The sequence below is a fragment of the Rhizobium sp. WW_1 genome, assembly GCF_003610155.1.
In the GTDB taxonomy this organism is placed as follows: Bacteria; Pseudomonadota; Alphaproteobacteria; order Rhizobiales; family Rhizobiaceae; genus Rhizobium; species Rhizobium tropici_A.
The window spans coordinates 752,221-774,114 of sequence record NZ_RAIN01000001.1 but is presented as its reverse complement, the minus strand read 5'-3'; the positions used below and the strand labels follow the sequence as shown (position 1 = coordinate 774,114).

19 protein-coding genes are annotated in these 21,894 nt (G+C 60.4%); 12 read left to right on the top strand and 7 right to left on the bottom strand.

All coding sequences use genetic code 11. The features are described 5' to 3' along the window. Nucleotides 1-25 precede the first annotated feature (25 nt). The 5 genes from BJ928_RS03645 (at nucleotide 26) to lpxK (ending at nucleotide 4,519) form a co-directional block, all read left to right on the top strand. Nucleotides 26-835 carry a 3'(2'),5'-bisphosphate nucleotidase CysQ gene (locus BJ928_RS03645; protein ID WP_047627868.1) on the top strand — a complete coding sequence of 270 codons (810 nt, stop codon included), beginning with the start codon at nucleotides 26-28 and terminating at the stop codon, nucleotides 833-835. A gap of 60 nt (nucleotides 836-895) precedes the next feature. Then, nucleotides 896-1,141, top strand: coding sequence for a DUF4170 domain-containing protein (locus BJ928_RS03640; RefSeq protein ID WP_034508466.1), 246 nt, complete (start codon nucleotides 896-898; stop codon nucleotides 1,139-1,141). 180 nt (nucleotides 1,142-1,321) lie between these two features. Further along, nucleotides 1,322-2,641, top strand: coding sequence for a lipid IV(A) 3-deoxy-D-manno-octulosonic acid transferase (gene waaA / locus BJ928_RS03635; RefSeq protein WP_047627865.1), 1,320 nt, complete (start codon nucleotides 1,322-1,324; stop codon nucleotides 2,639-2,641). A gap of 12 nt (nucleotides 2,642-2,653) precedes the next feature. Next, a complete protein-coding gene (locus BJ928_RS03630; protein ID WP_047627863.1) occupies nucleotides 2,654-3,385 on the top strand; it encodes an HAD family hydrolase in 732 nt (243 codons plus the stop codon). Between the two features lie 84 nt (nucleotides 3,386-3,469). Next, nucleotides 3,470-4,519: a tetraacyldisaccharide 4'-kinase gene (lpxK, locus tag BJ928_RS03625; protein ID WP_047627861.1), complete on the top strand. Its 1,050-nt coding sequence runs from the start codon at nucleotides 3,470-3,472 to the stop codon at nucleotides 4,517-4,519. Between the two features lie 29 nt (nucleotides 4,520-4,548). Here the strand turns inward: lpxK and BJ928_RS03620 are convergent, their stop codons facing one another. Then, nucleotides 4,549-4,779 carry a DUF2093 domain-containing protein gene (locus tag BJ928_RS03620; RefSeq protein ID WP_047627859.1) on the bottom strand — a complete coding sequence of 77 codons (231 nt, stop codon included), beginning with the start codon at nucleotides 4,777-4,779 and terminating at the stop codon, nucleotides 4,549-4,551. A 145-nt stretch (nucleotides 4,780-4,924) separates the two neighbouring features. Then, complete coding sequence (mutL, locus tag BJ928_RS03615; RefSeq protein WP_047627857.1) at nucleotides 4,925-6,757, bottom strand: DNA mismatch repair endonuclease MutL; 1,833 nt, start codon at nucleotides 6,755-6,757, stop codon at nucleotides 4,925-4,927. A 376-nt stretch (nucleotides 6,758-7,133) separates the two neighbouring features. Here mutL and BJ928_RS03610 point away from each other — a divergent pair, with 376 nt between their 5' ends. After that, entirely contained in the window at nucleotides 7,134-8,834 is a 1,701-nt protein-coding gene (locus BJ928_RS03610; RefSeq protein ID WP_245432242.1) for a response regulator, read from the top strand. A 127-nt stretch (nucleotides 8,835-8,961) separates the two neighbouring features. Continuing rightward, complete coding sequence (locus tag BJ928_RS03605) at nucleotides 8,962-10,317, top strand: EAL domain-containing protein (RefSeq protein ID WP_047627854.1); 1,356 nt, start codon at nucleotides 8,962-8,964, stop codon at nucleotides 10,315-10,317. A gap of 105 nt (nucleotides 10,318-10,422) precedes the next feature. Here BJ928_RS03605 and BJ928_RS03600 read toward each other — a convergent pair whose 3' ends face one another. The 5 genes from BJ928_RS03600 to BJ928_RS03580 all read right to left on the bottom strand — a co-directional run bounded on the left by BJ928_RS03600 (nucleotide 10,423) and on the right by BJ928_RS03580 (nucleotide 14,673). Next, the gene (locus BJ928_RS03600) at nucleotides 10,423-11,055 is read right to left on the bottom strand and encodes a PRC-barrel domain-containing protein (RefSeq protein WP_047627853.1); all 633 of its coding nucleotides are present in this window, start codon (nucleotides 11,053-11,055) and stop codon (nucleotides 10,423-10,425) included. Between the two features lie 355 nt (nucleotides 11,056-11,410). Then, the gene (locus BJ928_RS03595) at nucleotides 11,411-12,298 is read right to left on the bottom strand and encodes an SMP-30/gluconolactonase/LRE family protein (protein ID WP_047627852.1); all 888 of its coding nucleotides are present in this window, start codon (nucleotides 12,296-12,298) and stop codon (nucleotides 11,411-11,413) included. 3 nt (nucleotides 12,299-12,301) lie between these two features. Continuing rightward, nucleotides 12,302-12,937 (bottom strand): 2-dehydro-3-deoxy-6-phosphogalactonate aldolase, encoded by a 636-nt coding sequence (locus tag BJ928_RS03590; RefSeq protein ID WP_047627850.1) that lies wholly within the window; start codon nucleotides 12,935-12,937, stop codon nucleotides 12,302-12,304. Between the two features lie 14 nt (nucleotides 12,938-12,951). Continuing rightward, a complete protein-coding gene (locus tag BJ928_RS03585; RefSeq protein WP_047627849.1) occupies nucleotides 12,952-13,869 on the bottom strand; it encodes a 2-dehydro-3-deoxygalactonokinase in 918 nt (305 codons plus the stop codon). A 36-nt stretch (nucleotides 13,870-13,905) separates the two neighbouring features. Further along, on the bottom strand, nucleotides 13,906-14,673 hold the full coding sequence (locus BJ928_RS03580; RefSeq protein WP_047627847.1) for an SDR family oxidoreductase: 768 nt from the start codon (nucleotides 14,671-14,673) through the stop codon (nucleotides 13,906-13,908). A 194-nt stretch (nucleotides 14,674-14,867) separates the two neighbouring features. Here BJ928_RS03580 and BJ928_RS03575 point away from each other — a divergent pair, with 194 nt between their 5' ends. From BJ928_RS03575 to BJ928_RS03555, 5 genes are all read left to right on the top strand, one after another. Further along, nucleotides 14,868-15,677 carry an IclR family transcriptional regulator gene (locus BJ928_RS03575; RefSeq protein ID WP_047627846.1) on the top strand — a complete coding sequence of 270 codons (810 nt, stop codon included), beginning with the start codon at nucleotides 14,868-14,870 and terminating at the stop codon, nucleotides 15,675-15,677. A 324-nt stretch (nucleotides 15,678-16,001) separates the two neighbouring features. Continuing rightward, nucleotides 16,002-16,739, top strand: a complete 738-nt coding sequence (locus BJ928_RS03570; protein ID WP_047627844.1) for a LuxR family transcriptional regulator — start codon at nucleotides 16,002-16,004, stop codon at nucleotides 16,737-16,739. A gap of 634 nt (nucleotides 16,740-17,373) precedes the next feature. Then, nucleotides 17,374-18,534, top strand: a complete 1,161-nt coding sequence (gene apbC, locus BJ928_RS03565) for an iron-sulfur cluster carrier protein ApbC (RefSeq protein ID WP_047627842.1) — start codon at nucleotides 17,374-17,376, stop codon at nucleotides 18,532-18,534. A 408-nt stretch (nucleotides 18,535-18,942) separates the two neighbouring features. Further along, nucleotides 18,943-19,920, top strand: a complete 978-nt coding sequence (locus tag BJ928_RS03560; protein ID WP_047627840.1) for a magnesium transporter CorA family protein — start codon at nucleotides 18,943-18,945, stop codon at nucleotides 19,918-19,920. Between the two features lie 17 nt (nucleotides 19,921-19,937). Beyond that, nucleotides 19,938-21,839, top strand: a complete 1,902-nt coding sequence (locus BJ928_RS03555) for a potassium transporter Kup (protein ID WP_047627838.1) — start codon at nucleotides 19,938-19,940, stop codon at nucleotides 21,837-21,839. Nucleotides 21,840-21,894: the final 55 nt, after the last annotated feature.

Here is a 21,894-nt window from a genome sequence, read left to right as displayed (position 1 = left end):
CACGAGCAGAGATTGGAATGATTGGATGATCGATAGCCAGAAGGCCGGCCAGTTGAGCGATGTGGACCTGATCGTCGGGGCCGCGCTCGAGGCGGGTAAGATCGCTCTCGGTTTCTTCCGGCAATCGCCGGAGGTCTGGTGGAAGAACAACGGCCAGTCTCCGGTCAGCGCCGCCGATTTCGCCGCCAATGAAAGTCTTGCCGCCACCCTGCGTCCGGCGCGACCGGACTATGGCTGGCTTTCCGAGGAAACGGATGACGATGCCGAGCGGCTGAAGCATGCGACCGTCTTCGTGGTCGATCCGATCGATGGCACCAGAGGCTTTCTCTCGGGTCTGGATCTCTGGTGCGTCAGCGTCGCCGTCGTCACCGATGGGCGGCCCGTGGCGGGTGTTCTCTATGCGCCGGCGCTGGACGAGCTCTTTGTGGCAACGGCCGGCGGACAGGCCTTGAAGAATGGCAAGCCGATCAGCGTTTCCAAGAGGGTCGGCGACGATATTCATCGGCTGGCGACCGGCGAGGACATGTTGAAGGGCTTCGATCCGGATTTCCGCAAGACGGTCGAGCGGGTGAAGCACGTTCCGTCGCTTGCCTATCGCCTCGCCATGGTGGCGGATGGGCGCCTCGAAGGGACGATCGTCAAGCGCAACTCCCACGACTGGGATCTGGCTGCCGCCGACCTCATTCTGGAGCGCGCCGGCGGCGCTCTCGTGGATCTCTCGGGCAATGCGCTCCGCTACAATCGCGCCGAAGTATCGCATGACGAATTATGCGGTGCATCGGCATCGCAATTACCGGAGTTTCTCCACCAACTTTCCCATCGACGAGACGGTTGACCTTTTGGTCAAAATCCCTCAGATGGAGAGCGGAGGGGACGATAGCAGAAAGAGACGAAAATGACTGATACCAGCGGCAAAAAGCAGCTCCTGCACCTTGTCTTCGGCGGCGAACTGGAAAACCTCGAAGAGGTTCAGTTCCGCAATCTCAACGAACTCGATATCGTCGGCATGTATCCCGATTATGCGAGCGCGCTGACGGCGTGGAAGTCCAAGGCACAGCAGACCGTTGACAACGCCCATATGCGTTATTTCATCGTCCATCTGCACCGCCTGCTCGATCCGCAGGAAAAAGCGGCTTCCTGAGGTTGCCTCACACCGAATTTTGCATTTGATATCTCCGTCCGGCGAGGCGTTACCGCTTTAAATCCGGTCATGAAGCAGTATCTTTGACACAATAAGAACGAAAATTCGGCTGTTTATTCGGCCGGTTGATAATCGGGATTTGGCATTGATGGTGATCAGCTGGGATAGGAGGCGATCGAAATGAGTAGCCTCAGGGCGCGTCTTGCCTTGAGCGCCTATCGTTTTGGTGGAATCGCCGTCTATCCGTTCATCGGGCCCTATCTCGCCGTTCGTGCGGCAAAGGGCAAGGAAGACGGCTCCCGCAAACTGGAGCGCTCGGGTTATGCCAGCGCCAACCGTCCGCAGGGGCCGTTGATCTGGTTTCATGCCGCGAGTGTTGGCGAGACCTCGGCCGTCATTCCCTTGATCCGCGAAATCCGCCGTCGCGACATTCACGTCATCCTGACGACGGGCACGATAACCTCGGCCAAGGTCGCGCAGCAGCGCCTTGGCGAGGAGGTCATTCATCAGTACGTGCCGCTTGACCTCAAGCCCGCCATCAAGCGCTTCCTCGACTACTGGCAACCCGATTGCGCCATTTTCGCCGAATCCGAGATCTGGCCGACAACCATCATGGAGCTTGGCCGCCGGCGCATCCCGCAGATCCTCGTCAATGCCCGCATGTCGGACCGCTCCTTCGAGCGCTGGAGCCGGCATCCGTCGCTTGCCGAGGCTCTGTTTGAAAATCTGGCGCTGGTTGTGGCGCAGTCTGATCTCGACGCGGAGCGTTTCCGCGATCTCGGTGCCCGCCAGGTCCTGAAGTCAGGCAATCTCAAGGTCGATACCGACGCGCCATCCTATGATGCGCCGACGCTTGCCGGCTACATGAAGCAGATCGGCGACCGCAAGACCTGGGCGGCCGTCTCCACCTTCGAGGGCGAGGAGGATGCTGCCGCATCCGTTCACGCGATGCTGAGGGATCACAACGGCCAGCTCACCATCATCGTACCGCGTCATCCGGAGCGCTGCGACGCCATCGAGGCAACGCTCGTGGAGCAGGGTCTGAAAGTAGCGCGCCGCACCCGCAACGATATCCTCTCGCCGGATGTCGATGTCTTTCTCGGCGATACGATCGGCGAGATGGGGCTATATCTGCGGATGACCGAAGTCGCCTTCATGGGCAAATCGCTGTTCAACGAGGGCGGTCAGAATCCGCTGGAGCCGGCCATGCTTGGCTGCGCCATTCTGACCGGTGGCCACGTGCAGAATTTCCGCGATTCCTATCAGCTGCTTGCCCGCCGCGGCAGTGCCCGCGTCGTGCGCGATACCGAGATGCTCGCGCGCGGCGTGCATTATCTGCTGACCAACGACCCGGCGCGACGCGGCATGATCGATGCCGGCTTTGCCGCCGTGCATGAAATGCGCGGCGCGCTCGCAGCAACGGTCAAGGGGCTTGAACCCTACATCAACCCGCTTTCGGTGAAGGCGCGGCTGATGCCGAAGACGATGGCAAACGGATAAGAAGGGAATGGCATGACGGCGGCCAAGCTGGGAGCGATTGCGGGCATCCTTTTCGACAAGGACGGCACGTTGCTCGACTACGACCAGAGCTGGCTGCCGGTCAATCGTGAACTCGCCCGTATCGCCGCACAGGATGATCCGATCCTCGCCGATCACCTTTTGTCGGCCTGTGGCATGGACCCGATCACCGGTCATATCGTGCCCGACAGCCTGCTCGCCGCCGGCAATACCAGGCAGATTTCCGAGGGGCTGGTGGCAGCCGGCTCGAAAGTGAGTGTCGCAGAGCTGGTGGAAAAGCTCGATGCGCTTTTTGCGCATGCGGCCGATTTTTCCTCGCCCGTCACCGATCTCGCCGCCTTCTTCCAGCGGCTGCATGCGCGCGGCTACAAGCTCGGCGTTGCCTCCAGCGACAATGAGCGCTCCATCCGTCAGACGGCTCGCCGCTTCGGCTTCATCGACTATCTCGACTATATCGCCGGTTACGATAGCGGTTTCGGTACGAAGCCGGAGCCCGGCATGGTGCTAGGCTTCTATGCGGCAACGGGTCTTTCGCCCGCGCAGGTTGCCGTCGTCGGTGACAATAATCACGATCTCCATATGGGCCGCAACGCCGGCGTTGGCCTGACGGTCGGCGTGTTGACGGGCACGGGTTCGCGCGAAACGCTGACGGCCGCATCGGACTATTGCCTCAACGACATCACCGAGCTGGAAAGCCTGCTCATGCCGGCCGCGCAATCGGCCTGATACCGGCAATGGCTTGCTTTTTCACGCAATCTGCCCATTCTTGCCGCCTTGTCGCGGGTACAAGAACAGGGCTGGACTAGACGCATGGTATCTGAAGCCCCACCTTTCTGGTGGCGAAAGCCGGATTGGCGTGCCTGGGGTCTCTCGCCCTTTTCTTTTCTATACGGTCGTATCGCCGGGCACCGCATGGTGAATGGCAGACGTGCTTCCGTGCCGGTGCCGGTCATCTGCGTCGGCAATTTCACCGTGGGGGGAGCCGGCAAGACGCCGACGGCGCTTGCGCTCGCTCAGGCCGCTAAAGCAAAGGGGCTGATACCTGGCTTTTTGAGCCGCGGCTATGGCGGCTCGCTCGATGTCACGACGGTCGTCGATCCCACGCATCACCACGCCACGGCCGTCGGCGACGAGCCGCTGTTGCTTGCCCGCGAGGCACTGACGGTCATTGCCCGTCGCCGGGCCGATGGGGCGGAAAGGCTCGTGCGCGAGGGTGCCGACCTCATCATCATGGATGACGGTTTTCAAAGCGCGCAGCTTGCCATCGACTATGCCCTCGTCGTGATCGATGCCGGCAGAGGCATCGGCAACGGCCATCTCGTCCCGGGCGGTCCCGTGCGTGCGCCTCTGCGCACCCAGCTTCTCTACACCTCCGGCATATTGAAGGTCGGCGAGGGTAATGCTGCCGATCGCGTCGTTCGCCTCGCGGCACGAGCCGGCAAGCCGTTCTTTTCGGCAAGCGTGAGGGTGCGCGGGCAGGAGGATCTACGCGACCGCAAGGTGCTTGCCTTTGCCGGCATTGCCGATCCGGCCAAATTCTTCCGCACGGTCGAGACGCTGGGAGCTGATATCGCCGTCCGACGCAGCTTCGGAGATCATGAACATCCGGGCGAGGATGAAGTCTCCGACATGCTGGACATTGCCTCGCGCGAGGGGTTGGAGATCGTCACCACGTCGAAGGATTATGTCCGCCTCATCGGCCATCACGGTCGCGCCGACGAACTGCTGCGGCGCTGCCGTGTGATCGAAATCGATATGGTTTTCGAAGATCCGCAGGCTCCCGCCCTGATTATCGACAGGGCCATTGCAGCCGCGCGCGAGCGCCGCTTGCGGGAAGGGCGCAACAGCAAGGCGGCGTAAGCCAAGATCCGATTATTGAGCGGCGAAAATCAGCGCTTCTGATTGGGAAGAGCGCCGGCGCGCTTTTCGGCCTCGAGCGAGGTCGCGACATCGGCATAAGGCTCCTGGCGAGCAACGCTCCAGTAGCGCAGTTCATCGAGTGCGATGTGTTTGCCGGTCATGGCGCAGACAACGTAGGAACCCGGCATCAGGATCTGGAAATCACCGTCGAGATAGCGAATCTTCGCCTCGCGGTTTCCATGTCCTTCAAAAAGATTCATCTGCTGCCGTCCTTGATCCGTGTCATCTGTTTGCCATACCGCACTACAGCGCCGCGCGTCAAATACGACGCGCAAAAGCCGTTGCAGCAGATGCGATTTTTCCGGACTGTTTCCCGGAAAAGCTCCTTGTCGAAGCAGGCAGGCATCAGCTACGGCCGAAGAGCCGCTCGATGTCGGAGAGCTTCAGCTCTATATAGGTCGGCCTGCCGTGGTTGCACTGGCCGGAGCCGGGTGTGGCCTCCATCTGCCGCAAAAGCGCGTTCATCTCTTCCGGGCGCAAGCGCCTGCCTGATCGCACCGAGCCGTGACAGGCCATGGTCGCGGCGACATATTCCAGCTTGGCGGCAAGGCCAGAGGCCGTATCCCACTCGGCGATTTCGTCGGCCAATTGCCGGACAAGGCCCTGCGCGTCGACCTCGCCGAGCATGGCCGGCGTCTCCCGTACGGCAACGGCACCGGGACCGAAGCGTTCGATGGCAAGCCCAAGCTCGCCGAGTTCCTCGGCAAACACCATCAGCCGGTCGCAATCCTCTTCCGGCAGATCGACGATCTCGGGAATGAGCAGGACCTGTGAGGGCAGGCGCTTCGAATGCAGAGCCTTGCGCATGGCTTCGAAAACAAGCCGCTCATGCGCGGCGTGCTGATCGACGATGACAAGGCCGCTCTCCGTCTGGGCGACGATATAATTCTCATGCACTTGCGCGCGGGCGGCGCCCAGCGGAAAGCGGGCAGGCTCCTCTGTTCGCATCGGCTCCGCTTGCGGCACTGTTTCGGCGCGGGCGGTGGGCACGGCAAGTCCATCGAAGGTGGCCTGCGGTCTTTCGGCAAAACTGTAGCCGGCCGATGCGGCGGCTCGCTCATAGGGGCGGGATGGCGACGTCTCCGCCGTCCAGGGAGCCGTTGCGGGCGACGGTCGCCAACCCGGCTGGAAGCCGGAGCGTCCAGCGGTGAAGGCACGCAGCATGCCATCTGCACCGGTCGTCGCGGCACGATCGCCCTCGCGCGCCAGAGCTTCGCGCACCGCGCCGACGATCAGGCCGCGTATCAGGCCGGGATCGCGGAAGCGGACGTCGGATTTGGCCGGATGGACGTTGACGTCGACGAGAGCTGGATCGAGCGTCAGGGAGAGGACGGCGACAGGATAGCGTCCGGCGGGGATGGTTTCCGCATAGGCGCCGCGGATCGCCGACAGGATCAGCTTGTCCTGCACCGGCCGGCCGTTGACGAAGGCATACTGGTGGGCGGAGTTGCCGCGATTGAAGGTCGGCACCCCGGCAAAGCCGGTCAGGCTCACATCCTCGCGCACGGCGTCGAGCGCGATGGCATTGTCCTTGAAATCGGTCCCCAGTATCTGCGCCATGCGGGCGAGATGATCGTCGCCGGTCGCGGGGAATTCGAGTGTCGAGCGGTCGGCGCCCGACAGAACGAAGCGCACGCGCGGAAAGGCGATCGCCATGCGCTTGACGACCTCGGTAATCGCGGCCGCTTCAGCCTTCTCGGTCTTCAGGAATTTCAGGCGCGCGGGCGTCGCGAAAAACAGGTCGCGCACCTCGACGATCGTGCCGGGATTGGCGGCGGCAGGGCGCAGATGCAGAACCTTGCCGCCAGCGACGGCGATTTCGGCGCCGCCGGCTGCGCCCACCCTGCGGCTGGCAATTGAAAGCTTCGCCACGGAAGCGATGGAGGGTAGCGCCTCGCCACGGAAGCCTAGGGTGCGGATGTCGTCCAGCGTCTCGGAGATTTTCGATGTGCAGTGCCGCCGGACCGCGAGTTCCAGATCGGTCTCCACCATGCCGGAGCCGTTGTCGCTCACCCTCAGCAGCGCCTTGCCGCCGCCGGCCGTTGCGATTTCGATGCGCGTGGCGCCGGCATCGAGCGCATTTTCGATCAGTTCCTTGGCGGCGCTTGCGGGGCGTTCGATGACCTCGCCGGCGGCGATCTGGTTGATCAATGTTTCGGAGAGTTGCTTGATGGCCATGGTGCTATTCTCGTGGATTCGCGGCGACGAGGGAAGAGAAAAGGCGCTCTGCGCGCGCTTACCCACCCGTTTCCCACCCGACTTTGTTAAGAAATTTAATCAATGTTTAAGGGAATGATGACAGGTTGCCGAGACAGAGACTTGAAATGACCGCAGGTGGCGCGTTTCGTGCATGCTGACGGCTCTTGATGGCAGGTTGGTGGCCATCAACTCATGGAGCCAGGTGCCATCTGCTTCAAGTGTCCAGGCCAGCATGCAACTTCCACGAATTTGCCTTGCAGAGCGAATGCCGCCCTGTCGATTTGCCGCGTTGTGAAACTGGTTGAGTGTAGGAATCGGACGAATGACTGCCGAGATTGAAAAGGCAGCTTTGGCAATGATGACGGCTGATACGCCTTTCGGCGGCAGTCTGCAGACAATGTTCTTCGATGCCTTCTGCGATGGCCTTTCCAGCGCGTTCTTCGCCTATGACAAGAACGACCTCTTGTTGTTCGCCAGCCGTCAGGTCTTGAACTTCTTCCCGATTGAACCGGAATTTCTGCAACCGTCCACGCGCCTGCGCGACTTTCTGAGCGCCGTCTTCGATACCGGCGTGCGTTATCAGCGGCATCAGACAAAGACAGCCGTCAATCGCGACGACTGGATATCGCAGCGCATCGCCACGCACTGGCGCGAGCGCTTCGAGACGACGGAACATTTCACCGACGATCGCTGGGTGCGCATCTCCAAGCGGCGGCTTTCGTCCGGCATCGGCTTCTGCATCATGTCAGACGTTTCCGAGGTCAAGAAGCGCGAGGAGCAGTGGCGCGTCGACATGGAGCGCGTGCAGCTGACCGAGGATATTCTCGACAATCTGCCCTTTCCGATCTTCGTGAAGGACCAGAACCTCGTCTATGTCGCGGTCAACCGGGCGTTCTGTGACAAGTATCAGACGGCGGCGGACGAAGTGCGCGGCCGCAAGAGCATCGATATATTTTCTACCGATCTTGCCAACCGCTTCCATGAGAGCGACCGGCATGTGATCGAGACCGGCGAGATGTCGATCTCGCGTCAGCGTCAGATCGCCCGCGACGGCATCGAGCGCGACATCGTCACCCGCAAGCAGCGCATCGGTAAGCCCGGCCGCTATTTCCTGGTCTGTACCATGCAGGACCTGCCCAAGGATGGCGGCGACTTCGATGAGTTCGCGTTGGCATCGAGCATCCGGGAAAACAGCGATCGCTCCTATCGTCGCGCCTATGTTCCGATGGTCGCGCTGCAGACCATCTCGCGCCGCCCGGCCGCCATGGAAACCTTCGTCCCGGAGAATTTCAGCGGCCGCAAGGTCCTTGTCGTCACGCCTGATTTTGCCGCCGAAACCGCAGCCCTGAAGACGCTTGAGAAATACGGTTTCGAAGCCTGCGTGGTTCACAACGAAAACGAAGAGGCGGCATTTCTGGACGTGGCGAGCGCCCATGGCGTCAAGATCGACCTCGTCATCATCGACAATCAGCTCGGCAAGCGCGGGATTGAGCTGGCCGAGCGGCAGAACCTTACCGCGCTGTCGCTGAACGGTTCGCAGCTCGCAAACGAGCTTGCCTTCCTGATCGCGCGTCATTTCAACCGCAACATTCGCGGCGAGCTTGGCGAAATCATGGAGCAGGGGCTTGCGTCGGAATGGCGGCGCGTGAGCGGCGAGGAGGGCCGCGCCCAGATCCTGGTCGCCGAGGACAACGACATCAACCAGATCGTCTTTTCGCAGATCCTCGAGGGATTGGGATACAGCTATGTGATCGCCGCAAGTGGCGACGAGGCCGTGCGCCTGTGGCAGGAACACCGGCCGGAGCTGATCCTGATGGATATTTCGCTCCCCGGGTTGAACGGCTTCGAGTCCACCCGGCTGATCCGCGGTGCGGAAAAGGGCAGCGGCTCCCATACGCCGATCATCGGCGTGCTGACGCAGGCCTTCGATCGCGATCGCAAGGAATGCGCAGAGGTCGGCATGGACGACGTCATCCTGAAGCCGGTAAGCCCCGATATCATCGAGACGGTCTTCCAGAAATACATGCGCAGTGCTCTCAAGGCACAAAATAGATAAATGTTATCGCGATATCGTTTCCGACGGTAAGTTATTGCCAGCGTCGATTGACTGTCCTCTTGGCATCCTTTGTTAAGACTTCCCCGTCATGCTTTTTCCCCGGGTGGAGTAAAGGTCGGAACCGAAGATGAAATCGACTGAGATGCTGCCGGGACCAGTCAGTCAGGAGCCGCAGGCAATCGCTTATACCGATCCGCTCACCGGATTGGGCAATCGCTATCGCATGCGCGAGCGTGCGCGCGCGCTTTCGCTCGAGCGTGCCGGCGATCCAGCGCCCTTTACGATCGGGATCGTCAATCTCGATGCCTTCAAGCCGATCAACGACCTGTTCGGCGTCGAGGCGGGCGACGAGATCCTCTGCCAGGTTGCCCATCGTCTCAAGGCCTGCATACCCGACGGCGCCATGGTAACCCGGCATGACGGCGATGAGTTCGCCTTCGTCCTGCCGCTCGTCTTCGAGCGCGTCGGCGCCGAGAAATTCGGACAGATGATCCGTGAAGTGCTTTCCGCGCCCTACGATCTCGGCGATCGCAACGTCCGTCTTTCCGCATCCTTCGGCTTTGCCATCCACCCCTTTGCCGGCGAGGAGTTCGACGATCTCCTGAAGAATGCGGATACGGCGCTCTATCGCTCCAAGCGCCGCGGCCGCGGCCAGATCACGGTCTATTCCAGAGAGATCGCGCAGGAGATGAAGCGTGCGACGCAGCTTGAACAGGCGCTGCGCAATGCCATCATTTCCGACGCCATCGACGTGCATTTCCAGCCGATCGTCTCTCTTGCCAACAATATGGTTCTCGGTTTCGAAGCGCTCGCACGCTGGAACGACCCGGATCTCGGCTTCGTCTCGCCCGCCGTGTTTGTGCCGCTCGCCGAAGAGCGCGGCTTCATCGATGCACTGTCCGAAACGCTGCTGCGCAAGGCGGCCGAGGCGGCGCTCTCCTGGCCGCGCGAGCTTTTCCTGTCCTTCAACCTGTCCTCGGCACAGTTGATGGACCCTGGCACCAGCAGCAGCATTCTTGCGATCCTCACGCGAGCAGGCCTGGACCCGCATCGCCTCGAACTCGAAATCACCGAGACGGCGGTCATGAGCTCAGCCGATACGGCCCATCGTATCATCGCCGATCTGCGTGCGGTCGGCGTGCGCATTTCGCTCGATGATTTCGGCACAGGCCAGTCGAGCCTCGGGCGTTTGCGTGAATTCATTTTCGACAAGGTCAAGATCGACAGGGCTTTCGTTTCGCGGATGAATTCAGACCGAGCATCCGAGCATATCATCAAGGCGGTCCTCGCCATGTGCGAGGGGCTCGAACTGCGCGTGGTGGCTGAGGGCATCGAGGAACATGCCGAAGCGGCGAAGCTGAAGGCGCTCGGCTGCGCCATGGGGCAGGGCTACTATTTCGGAAAGCCCGCCGACAGCGCCGCGACGCTCCGCTATCTGCAGACCCACTATTTCGACGTCAGCAACGAACGCGAAATCGCTTAAAGCCTGCCGCGCGAAAGTGTGCAGTGGTTCTAAAGAAAGCGGCGGCCCGGTAAGGGCCGCCGCTTCTGCATTTCGTCTGACCGGTATCTTATTTACTGTCGATAGCTACTTGTTGGTGGTCGACGAAGTGGTCGTGTTGTCCGTCCCCGCAGGCATTGTCGAGGAAGCGCCGCCCGCGCTTGCAGCCTTTTCCGAGGCCTGCATCGAGAGCGTCTTGAATTCCGGCGCGGCCTTCAAGGCATCAGCCGTTTCGGTGGTCGTCAGCTTCATAGTGCCATCCTGTGGATTCTGGGTGGCGCTGATCTTGTCGAAGGGAACGGCGACATTCTTCTGGCCCATGCCAAGGAAGCCGCCGACGCCGACGATTGCAGCGACGACACCGCCCTGCTTCTGCAGGATCAGGTCGTTGATGCTGCCGATGCTTTCGTTCTGACCGTTATAGACCGACTGGCCCATATAGGTCCTGGCGCTGATCTGATCGGCTGATTGGACCGTCAGATAGCCGCTGGCCTCATCCATCCCCGTCGTCGGAGCTGGAGCCTGGGCATTTTTCTGCGGTGTCGAGCTATCCGGCTTCATAGCATCCGGAGTTGCCGGAGCGGATTGCGTCAGCGGCGCGTTATTGCCTGTACCCCCGTTCGATGGCTGCTGCGCCTGCGCGAAAGCCATGGGTGAAAGCACGGATGCCGTGGCGAAGATTGCGCCTGCGGCGACGGAAGTGAAGAGTTTCCCAGTCATCGTGAACCTACCTTTCATTCTGATGGGCATGCTTTATCGAGCGCGCATGCTTACCAGCGCGAGTGGAGTTTTCATTTGCCGACCTTCATCGTGCCGGTCTTAAAGGCAAATGGCTCATGGGAGGATTGGTTCCGTCAAAAGTTGCAGAAAGCTGCGCCATTCGACGTGAGGTTGGAAAGATATACCAATAAATTCAGGATGTTGTTACCTTGAAAACAACCTGGAAGATTGAGCCGTTCTTGAAATGGCTCGATGCGCGGCACAATGTCTTGGGGAAAAATATGCCGGTAGTCGCCGTATTGTCCGGCGAAGCGGCGGTGCCTTCGGGCTCATGCCGGCCCGAAGGCGACTTCAATCAAAGCTTGTATGGGGGATCGAAAACGCCGCGGACGGTCAGGCCAAGCTCCAGAAGCGCGCCAGCCTGGGGCTGCATGGAGCGAGCTTCCTCGTCCAGCCCTTCCCAGGCGGTCGTCACTGCCAGCCGGTCGGCATTCTTGCCGATGAAGGCGGGGCAGGAGGGCTGCATGGCGGGGACGCGATAGCGCTCGATGCGCAGGCCATCCGGGCTGTACTTGTCGACGAAGCCGGAGCCCCAGCGCGCATTCCAGATGTAGCCGTCGGCATCGCAGACCGAGCCGTCGAGGCCGCCCGGATCTTCCATGCTGTCGACCATGACGATCGGCTCGCCCGTTGGAAGCCCCGTCTCGGGATCGACGAGCACGCGCATCAGCTGGCTGACGCGCGTATCGGTGAAATAGCCGATCGTGCCATCAGGCGAGAAGCAGATGGAATTCGGGATGCTGATCTGGTCGAAAATCTTGGTGACCTTGCCGCCGGCGACGTGATAGATCGCCCCCGCCTGCATTTCCGCGCGCTTGCCCATGGTGCCGATCCAAAGCGATCCGGAAATATGCGTGCGGCCGTCATTGGAACGGTTTTCCGGCTTGTCGGCTTCGATCGCCGCATAGAAGCTTAGCTCGCCAGTCGCGATGTCGCGAAGGAACAGACCCTGCTCGGTGGCGATCATCTGCCGTTCCGCATCGACGCGGGCCAGCACGCTTGCCATCATCGGCAGCTCGTGAACCTTTTTCTCACCCGTCGGCAGGTGCAGTTCATGCAGTTCCTTGCCGAGGATGTTGAACCACCAGACGGTGTCCGTATCGGGGTCGTAAGTCGGGCCTTCTCCTAGTACGGAGGAGGTGTTGCAGAGAATATTGCCCTGAAAATCATGAATATCGGTCATAGATCAGGCTCCTATGGCTGCATCATAGGCATAAATGGTGGTCTTGGCGCGTTCGGCAACCTCTGCAGCCGTCATTCCCGGCTTGTAAAGGCTGGTTCCGAGGCCGAATGCCAGGATGCCGGCCTTGGTATAATCGGCGAAATTCTTGTCCGAAACGCCGCCGACAGCGGCGATGACGAGTTCGGGCGGCAGCACCGCGCGAATGGCCGTAATGCCGGATGCGCCAAGCACGCCGGCGGGGAAGAATTTAAGTCCGGTAGCACCGGCACGGGCCGCCAAGAGCGCCTCCGTGGCGGTGAACACGCCAGGCATCGTCACCATGCCCTTGTCGCGGGCGCGGCTGATCACCGCAGGCTCGACATTCGGAGTCACCAGCAGTTTGCCGCCGGCGCCATCGAGCCTGTCGACGTCTTCGACGGTCAGGACCGTGCCGGCGCCGATCAGGCAATCGGCCGGCGCCATCCTGGCGGCGATTTCGATGGAGCGGAAAGGCTCCGGCGAATTCAGCGGGATCTCGATTGCCGTGAAGCCGGTCTCGATCAGAGCGCCGACGATATCGGCCGTTTCCTCCGGCTTGATGCCGCGAAGGATGGCAATGAGCGGGCGCTTCATGGGGGGGAAGGGGGTGCGGGTCGTCATCATCTTTGCTTTCTTTACTTGAACCAGATCGCCTCGGCCGCAGCGGACAGTCCGCGACGGACGGCGGCATCGGCGTCGATGGTCTTGTAGGTGAGGGATAGAGTGCGGAAGGCATCTTCATAGAGAGCCTGGAGGCGGCCGGAGGCGACGAGGGTGATGGCGGCATTCTGCCCGGCCGAAGCCAGCGCGCCGGCAATTTCGGCGCCAATCAGGGTGCCTGATATCAGCGATTGCGCACCGGCGGCCGAAAGCCCGTTCAGAAGCTGGCCGGAGCGGGCCGTAAACAGCAGATTGGTGACGAGCGCCGGCCTGTCGAGAGCCGCCTTAAGGGCGGTCTCGAATGCCTTCGTATCGGCAGGCTGATCCGCCGCGCCGGCAACCGCATGCGACAGGATGCTGTGCTTGGTGATGACGTCGAAAAGCTCGCCGGTCATGAAGGTGGAGAAGCCTGTCACCTGGCCATCAAGTACGCGCACCCATTTCGAATGTGTTCCTGGCATGCAAACGAGCTGTTCGCCCTTGGCGTCGGCGGCAATCGCGCCGAGCAGCTGCGTTTCTTCGCCACGCATGACATCAGGCACCTGCTGGCTGCGCTGCGCCAGACCCGGTAGGATGCGCACGTCGCGCGTCTGTCCAGGCACGGAAACGGCGCCGGTGAGAATAGCGGCGAGCGAGGTCGGTGTATCGATGTATCCAGCCTCCACCCAGCCCTGGCGCGCGCCGGCCATGCCGCACACGATGACGGGGATGGCATCCGGCGCGGATATGGCATCAAGATGCGATTGCAAAACCTTGGCAAAGCCCAATTGGGCCGCCGTGGTCATGCCTTCGCCGCTGCGGCGCTCCGAAAGAATGCTGCCGTCTTCGCCGATCAGCCACAGCCGGAAACTGCTGGTGCCCCAGTCCACCGCGACATATGCGGGCTTCGTCATGAGAAATGCTCCAAATTCTACTTCAGAAATATAGGGTTAAAAGATGCCGCCATCGACGGTGATCGCCTGTCCGGTCATCGCGCCCGCACAGTCCGACGCCAGGAAAAGCACCGGCCCGACCAGGTCATCGGCGTTCAGCACGCGTTTCAGGCATTGCCGTTCGATCGTCTTCGCCATGCCGTCCTGGGTCAGCCAGAGGTCGAGCTGCCGCTGGGTGACGATCATGCCGGGCAGAACGGCGTTGACGCGGATATTTTCGGGGCCGAAGCGTCCGGCAAAGCTCTTGGTCAGCCCGATGATGCCCGACTTCGCAGTCGCATAGGAGGAGAGCAGTGGCGGGTTCATCTTGAAGACGATCGAGGAGAAATTGATGATCGCGCCGCCGCCGGCTGCCCGCATGCCGGGTGCTGCCGCTTGCGACACGAAGAAGACCTGCTTCAGGTTGATCGCCTGATTGTTGTCCCAATATTCCTCGGTCGTGGTGTCGATGTCATGCCGGTCGTCCCAGGCGGCGTTGTTGACGAGAACGCGGATCGCGCCGAGATCGGACTCGACGGCCGCAACCGTGCTTTTGATCGCGCCGACATCACGCAGATCCGCATGGTAGAAGACGACCGGATGGGCGGAATCTGCCGAAAGCCTGGCTGCCAACGCCTTGCTGGGTTCCTCGGCTATGTCGATGAAGGCGACCTTTGCGCCCTGCTTGGCAAAGGCTTCCACCAGGCTTGCGCCGATGCCGGAGCCGCCGCCGGTGACGAGGACGGTGCGATCTTTCAGATCGGGAAATTGCGCCTGAGTACCCACCGAGATATCTCCTCCCTGAATTGACAGAAAGTTCCATTATGTGGAACACAATTTGACTATATGGAATTATCGGGCTAGGTTCTTATCGTGTCAAGGATAGAGCATGATGCGGAAAAGTGGGATCGGTTTTCGCACGACATCATGCCCTGCTTCTTCGATTTTAGAGCGGCTGTGCCAGAGATAAATGAATGAGCATGGATCTGGGTTCAGGGGACGGAAAAAATAAAGGACGGGGCGACCGGGAAACCGGGACGCTGGGAAAGCTCGTCTCCCTGCTCGATCTGGTCGCGCTCGCCGATGGCCCCATGCGCTTTACCGATATTCTCTCTCGCTCCGATCAGCCGCGCGGCACGCTGCACCGGCAATTGTCGCATCTTGTCGAGGAAGGGCTTCTGGAGGTCGATCGCGATGGGCGTTACCTGATCGGATTGCGGCTCCTGACGCTGGCCTCGCGCAGCTGGGCGCGCAACGAGTTTCGCGCCATTGCCGAGCCGCAACTGCATCGTCTGCAGGAGGTGACGGGCGAAACCGTGCATCTCGGCGTCCTGCGCGGCGCGGAGGTCATCTACCTCGACAAGGTGGAGGGCAGGCAATCGGTGCGCATGTATTCGCAGGTGGGCAATGCATCGCCGGCCTATTGCACCGGTGTGGGCAAGGCGGCGCTTTCCGCGCTTGACGATGCCGAGCTTGCTGCAAGAATTTCAGGCATCGAATTTCGCCCCTATACCGAGCAGACGCTTCGCAATGCCTCCGAACTATTGTCCGCCATTTCGGAAATCCGCAGGCGAGGCTATGCCTTCGATCTCGAGGAGCACGAAAGCGGCATATGCTGCGTCGCCGCGCCGATCCGCGCCGATGATGGTCACATGCTGGCGGGCGTCTCGGTAACTGGCCCGGCCTATCGCGTCACGTCGGAAAAGTTGCAGGCATGGGCGCCCTTGGTGGTTGCGGCGGCTGATTCGATCATGATGGACATGCGCAACCGCATGGGTCCCAAGCGTTAATCATATAAATTTCGCGCAACGGCTGTCCGAAACCCGCGGATTTAATGCTGTGGGCGCTGGATGTTAGCGGAATTGCTCGTTTATCTTGAATTTTACTGTTGAGATATGCCGAAGAACTGCCATTATCTCCAAGTGATTATTGGAATCATACAGGATTTGGCGAGGTGATGAGCGGACATAATAGTAACGGGCGTTGATGCAATCACGATTTTGGAAAACTTATATTTTGTCGAGCGCATGATATCGGTGCCGACGCGATAATCGTGAGGGGCAAGAGACGGAAGTTTCGTATTTTTTCCCTCTTTTACATAAAGAAGACTGGTGATGGCGGCATTGATACAGGCGGGAATGTCCCCTCGTGGCGAGGGCTCTATCGAGGAAATCAGCAGGCTCAAGACGCAGTTCGATGTGTTTCGTTTCATGAAGGGATTGACGGAAATTTACCGTTGCCGGGCCTTCATGGTGTTCAACCTGCCGCCGATTACGTCTTCCGACCTGCAAAGCAATTCCGTGATTAACAATTGGCCGGCCGAGCTGCTGTCGATCTACGATCAGGAAAGCCTGATGGCGACCAGTCCCGTACTGCACCGTCTGCGCACCTCCACGCTGCCTTTCATTTACGAGGTGGCAGCAAGCCCCAATCGCGAAGAAGGCAAGTCCCGGCTCGCCGTTGCCCTGTTCGAACGTTTCCGCATGACCCGCTTCGTCTATTTTCCGACCCACGACGCCTCCGGCCTTCGTGGTGCCATCTGCTTGGGCGGTGATCGCGAGCTTTTTGCAGCCGAAGAAATGAGGGAGCTTTTCTATATCGCGGTCCACGTTTTCGACCGGCTGGCCGAGATCCGCAATCTCGATGTTCGCGTCGTCGATGCTCTTACCGACCGCGAGATTGATTGCCTAAACTGGACGGCGGCCGGGAAGACCAGTGCGGAAATTGCCGAAATCCTGTCTCTCTCGGAACATACGGTCAATCACTACCTCAATCGCGCCACCAAGAAGCTCGACACCGTCAATCGCACCCAGGCCGTTGCCAAGGCCCTGCGCGTCGGATTGATCAAGTAATATCCGCTTGATGGCATCCGTGCCCATCGCATCCCGATGAGCGAGATTCGGGCAGGGCATTGAATGAATTTTGTGCGCTGCGGATAAAACATGATGAATTGCTTGGCGAGCGCCAGCCTCGCATCGATAAACGGATTCACGTCAACCAATTGAAAAATAATACTATTTTTAAGTTTATTGAAACTGGCACGGTTCCTGCTTGTAAATGAAATAGAGGTCCAGAGGGGACTTTGATAACAGCGCCGATGAAACGTGCGCGGATCAAATGACCGTCGTCGATGCCGTCGCCGTCGCTTCTCCAGGCGAAGGCTCGGCGACGGTTGTTGCTTATTTAACACGCTTAATAAGATCGGACGCACCTGGAGGAAGATTTTCGCGCCTATGCCCTATTCCTTTCCGATGGGTGCTCTATGTCGGCCCGCGATCATGTCTTCCCTATTGGGAGAGCGTTGCGGCTGGTAAGGGTCCTTGATGGACCCGGCGGACCTACCGGCCGCAACGAAGACGCTTTTTATTGCCAGCGTTCCGAATTTCGTTTGGCGAAGTCCCGCAGCTCCACTATCTAAACCGGAATGACTTCGGAAGTGCGCGCCGATGGCCGCGCTGCCGAAAAGGATTCTGCAGTGAGGGTGAAATGGCAGACATCACCAAGGAACAGGTGCTGGAAACGTTGAAGACGGTTCGCGGCCCGGACCTGGAGCACAACATCGTCGAACTCGGCATGGTGTCCGATGTCTTCATTTCCGATGGCAAGGTCTATTTTTCCATCACCGTCCCTGCCGAGCGGGCCAAGGATCTGGAGCCGATGCGTCTTGCGGCCGAGCGGGTGATCAAGGAGATGCCTGGCGTCAAGGGTGCTCTGGTTGCCCTGACCGCAGATAAAAAGGCCGGCGCTCCGGCGCCCCGACCCACGCCAGCGCCGGCGCAGGCTGCCCCGCATGGCCACTCGCATCCCCATCCGCATCAGCCGCAACAGCCGCCCCGCGCCGCCAAGATCGGCGTTCCCGGCGTCAAGGCCATCATCGCGGTCGCCTCGGGCAAGGGCGGTGTCGGCAAATCGACGACGGCGGTCAACCTGGCGCTGGGACTGCTGGCCAACGGCCTCAGCGTCGGCATTCTGGACGCCGATATCTATGGCCCCTCGATGCCGCGCCTGTTGAAGATTTCCGGCCGTCCGACCCAGATCGATGGCCGCATCATCAATCCCATGGAGAATTATGGCCTCAAGGTGATGTCGATGGGTTTCCTCGTCGAAGAGGAAACCGCGATGATCTGGCGCGGACCGATGGTGCAGTCCGCCCTGTTGCAGATGTTGCGAGAGGTTGCCTGGGGCGAGCTCGACGTGCTGGTCGTCGACATGCCGCCCGGCACCGGCGACGTGCAGCTCACCATGGCGCAACAGGTGCCGCTGGCCGGCGCCGTCATCGTCTCGACGCCTCAGGATCTGGCGCTGATCGATGCACGCAAGGGCCTCAACATGTTCCGCAAGGTCGAGGTTCCCGTTCTCGGCATCGTCGAGAACATGAGCTATTTCATCGCTCCGGATACCGGCGCGCGCTATGACATTTTCGGCCATGGCGGGGCGCGCAAGGAGGCTGAACGCATCGGTGTTCCCTTCCTCGGCGAGGTGCCGTTGACCATGGGCATTCGCGAGACCTCGGATGCCGGTACGCCGCTGGTCGCCGCCGAGCCGAACGGCGTAGTCGCGAACATCTATCGCGAGATCGCGGCCAATGTCTGGAAGCAAGTGTCAGGCACGCCGCAGCGCGCCGCGCCGGCGATCGTCTTTGAATAATTCACAAAGACATATGGGCTTTCCGTATAGTGACGGATTGTCTTGTCGTCATCCTGTGCTATGACTTCGCAAGATTAGCCGAACTGCGGCGAAAGCGTGCGATGAAGAGGTTGTGACTTGATTCTTTGCGAGCTTTGCTGCATATGCGCCGCCTGCGTGGAACTGGTTGGTCGTTTCCGATGACCGCTCTCCGCCGATTGGTGGTTCTGCTTCGTCCGAGCAGGCAGGTTCGCCGGGACGGACGAAGGATTGGTACAGCAGCGCAATGGAACGTGGACACGGATTCCCGGCCGGGCTGGCGGGATACGACCGGGGTTTTATGAGCTTTTTTCATTGGCCATTGGTGGAATCGCGGCCAGCGCGCGCAAGGCGCCCTGATGCCGGCTTCGTCTCTGCAGGAGCGAGCAGTTGATAACTGCCTATTGCTCGGACCAGAAGCCGCTTGAGCTTCCTGATCTTTCGGCTGCCCATCGGCTGCCAGACAATGCCGTCTGGATCGATATGGTCGACCCGTCTCGCGAGGAGGAAGCGAGCATCGAGCGCCTGCTTGGGCTCGAAGTGCCGACCCGCGAGGACATGAAGGGCATCGAGCCCTCGAGCCGCCTCTATGTCGAGGACGGCTCGGTCTTTCTGACCGCCTCGCTGCTGTGGAAGGCCGACACCAATCTGCCGATGCTTACCGATGTCGCCTTCATCCTGACGGGACATCGTCTGATCACGATCCGCTACGCGCAGCCTAAATCCTTCGCGCTGTTCATCGCGGCCCTGCAGCGCATCCCGCAGGATCGGCGAACCGGCGTCGCGCTCCTTGCCAAGCTTCTCGAAACGATCGTCGACAGGACTGCAGAGGTTCTTGAACAGACGGTCGCCAGCATCGATATATTGTCGGTGCATGTGTTCGGCGATCGGGTGAAGAAGATCCGCCGTCCGTCAAATTATCTGGAAGAAAAGCTCAAGGACATCGCCGGCTATCACCGTACGCTCAGCAAGCTACGCGACAGCCTGAGTTCGCTGTCCCGGCTGCTGACTTTTCTGCATACCATCCCCGCGATGCAGCAGGACCATGAGGCCAGGGAACTGTGCCGCAATGTCTCGAGGGATGTGCAGTCACTGTCGGAGCACGCATCCTTCGTCGCGGGAAACATCACCTTCCTGCTGGATGCGTCGCTCGGGCTGATCAATATAGAGCAGAACTCCATCATCAAGATCTTTTCGATCGCTTCCGTGGTGTTTCTGCCGCCGACGCTCGTGGCGTCCGTCTATGGCATGAATTTCGAGCATATGCCCGAGTTGCGCTTTGCCTTCGGCTACCCGGCATCGCTGTTGCTGATGGTGGTTTCCGCCATCGTTCCGTTTTTCTTTTTTCGCTGGAAAGGCTGGCTCTGAGAGTCTAGTGATCCTGAATGTCTAACGAAACCCATCATTCTCCCGACGGGAAAATGAACGCTCGTAAGCTCGCATACCTCGCCCTCGGCTCGATCGGCGTTGTCTATGGCGATATCGGCACGAGCCCGCTCTATGCTTTTCGCGAGGCATTGAAGCCGGTGGCCGCTGACGGCTTGACGCGCGGCGAAGTCATCAGCGTTATCTCGCTGATGTTCTGGACGTTGACGATCATCGTCACGATCAAATATGTCCTTTTTCTGCTCCGCGCGGACAATGACGGCGAAGGCGGCACCTTGTCGCTGCTTGCATTGTTGATGAAGACGGCGAACGGCCATACCGCCATCCTGATGCTGCTGGGCCTGTTGGGCGCCGCACTCTTCCTTGGCGACGCGATGATCACGCCGGCACTTTCCGTGCTTTCCGCGGTCGAGGGTCTGAAACTCGTCACGCCGAAACTGTCGGATTACATCGTGCCCATATCGGTGGCGATCCTGGCGCTGCTTTTCGCGATCCAGTCGCATGGCACCGGCGCGGTCGCCCGCTTCTTTGGCCCGATCACGGCGCTCTGGTTCATCGTCATGGGCCTTGCCGGCATCATGCACATTTCCGACGATTACAGCATTCTGGCCGCGCTCAACCCCTGGTATGCGGTAAGCTTCCTCCTGCGCGAAGGCTTTCTCGGAGTTGTCGTGCTCGGCGCCGTGTTCCTGACGGTAACGGGCGCCGAAGCGCTCTATGCCGACCTTGGCCATTTCGGCCGCCGGCCGATCCAGTGGGCCTGGTTCGTGCTGGTGTTTCCGTCGCTGACTTTGAACTATTTCGGTCAGGGCGCCCTGGTGCTGCGCGATCCCATGGCCATGTCGGACCCGTTCTTCCTGATGTATCCGCACTGGGCGATCCTGCCGGTGGTCATTCTCGCCACGATGGCGACGATCATCGCCAGCCAGGCCGTCATTACGGGTGCTTTCTCGCTGACGCGGCAGGCGATCCATCTCGGCTTCCTGCCGCGCATGGAAATCCTCTTCACCTCCGAAACCAATACTGGGCAGATCTTCCTGCCGTCGGTCAACACCGTGCTGTTCTTCGGCGTCATCTTCCTGGTACTGGCCTTCAAAACCTCGGATGCGCTGGCGACGGCTTATGGTATCTCGGTGACCGGCGCGATGGTCGTCACCTCGATCATGGCGTTCGAATTCGTGCGTGTCCGCTGGAACTGGACGCTACCGATGGCGGTTGCCGTGCTCACGCCGCTCCTGCTGCTGGAATTCGTCTTCCTCGGCGCCAACCTGCTGAAGATCCACGACGGCGGCTACGTTCCGGTGATGATCGCAACGGCCTTCACCGTCATCATGTGGACCTGGCGCCGCGGCACCTCGATCCTCATGGAGAAGACCAGGCACACCGATATCCCCCTGTCGTCCTTCGTCAGCTCGATCGAGCGCAAGAGCGATCATTCGCCGGCGCATGTGCCCGGCACGGCGATCTTCCTGACCAGCGATCCGGAATCCGCGCCTGCCGCACTTCTGCATAATCTGAAGCACAACCACGTTCTGCACGACAAGAACGTCATCCTGACGATCCGCACCATCAACAAGCCGCGCGTCGCTCAGGAGGATCGTTATTCGGTCGAGAAGGTTTCGGAGCGCTTCTCGCGCGTCGAGCTGCGCTTCGGCTTCATGGAGTCGCAGAACGTCTCCCAGGCATTGGCGACGCTACGCAAGACAGGCCTGAAGTTCGATATCATGTCGACCTCCTTCTATCTCGGCCGCCGCAAGCTGGTGCCGGATGCGAAGTCCGGCATGCCGCACTGGCAGGACCGTCTCTATATCGCTCTCGCCAACGCCGCGACCGATCCTTCGGACTACTTCCGCCTGCCGGCCAACCGCGTGGTGGAGCTGGGCTCGCACGTCATCATCTGACGCGACTATTCTGGCTGTCTGTTCAAAGGGCCCGGCGAATATCCGCCGGGCCCTT

Bases quoted from the DNA above. Each gene is read 5' to 3' on its own strand.
- apbC (WP_047627842.1), top strand. From the start codon at position 17,374: ATGGCAGACATCACCAAGGAACAGGTGCTGGAAACGTTGAAGACGGTT.
- BJ928_RS03590 (WP_047627850.1), bottom strand. From the start codon at position 12,937: ATGACGACCCGCACCCCCTTCCCCCCCATGAAGCGCCCGCTCATTGCC.
- BJ928_RS03610 (WP_245432242.1), top strand. From the start codon at position 7,134: ATGATGACGGCTGATACGCCTTTCGGCGGCAGTCTGCAGACAATGTTC.
- BJ928_RS03645 (WP_047627868.1), top strand. From the start codon at position 26: ATGATCGATAGCCAGAAGGCCGGCCAGTTGAGCGATGTGGACCTGATC.
- lpxK (WP_047627861.1), top strand. From the start codon at position 3,470: ATGGTATCTGAAGCCCCACCTTTCTGGTGGCGAAAGCCGGATTGGCGT.
- BJ928_RS03630 (WP_047627863.1), top strand. From the start codon at position 2,654: ATGACGGCGGCCAAGCTGGGAGCGATTGCGGGCATCCTTTTCGACAAG.
- BJ928_RS03555 (WP_047627838.1), top strand. From the start codon at position 19,938: ATGTCTAACGAAACCCATCATTCTCCCGACGGGAAAATGAACGCTCGT.
- BJ928_RS03595 (WP_047627852.1), bottom strand. From the start codon at position 12,298: ATGACCGATATTCATGATTTTCAGGGCAATATTCTCTGCAACACCTCC.
- waaA (WP_047627865.1), top strand. From the start codon at position 1,322: ATGAGTAGCCTCAGGGCGCGTCTTGCCTTGAGCGCCTATCGTTTTGGT.
- mutL (WP_047627857.1), bottom strand. From the start codon at position 6,757: ATGGCCATCAAGCAACTCTCCGAAACATTGATCAACCAGATCGCCGCC.
- BJ928_RS03605 (WP_047627854.1), top strand. From the start codon at position 8,962: ATGAAATCGACTGAGATGCTGCCGGGACCAGTCAGTCAGGAGCCGCAG.
- BJ928_RS03620 (WP_047627859.1), bottom strand. From the start codon at position 4,779: ATGAATCTTTTTGAAGGACATGGAAACCGCGAGGCGAAGATTCGCTAT.
- BJ928_RS03640 (WP_034508466.1), top strand. From the start codon at position 896: ATGACTGATACCAGCGGCAAAAAGCAGCTCCTGCACCTTGTCTTCGGC.
- BJ928_RS03570 (WP_047627844.1), top strand. From the start codon at position 16,002: ATGGCGGCATTGATACAGGCGGGAATGTCCCCTCGTGGCGAGGGCTCT.
- BJ928_RS03585 (WP_047627849.1), bottom strand. From the start codon at position 13,869: ATGACGAAGCCCGCATATGTCGCGGTGGACTGGGGCACCAGCAGTTTC.
- BJ928_RS03575 (WP_047627846.1), top strand. From the start codon at position 14,868: ATGGATCTGGGTTCAGGGGACGGAAAAAATAAAGGACGGGGCGACCGG.
- BJ928_RS03600 (WP_047627853.1), bottom strand. From the start codon at position 11,055: ATGACTGGGAAACTCTTCACTTCCGTCGCCGCAGGCGCAATCTTCGCC.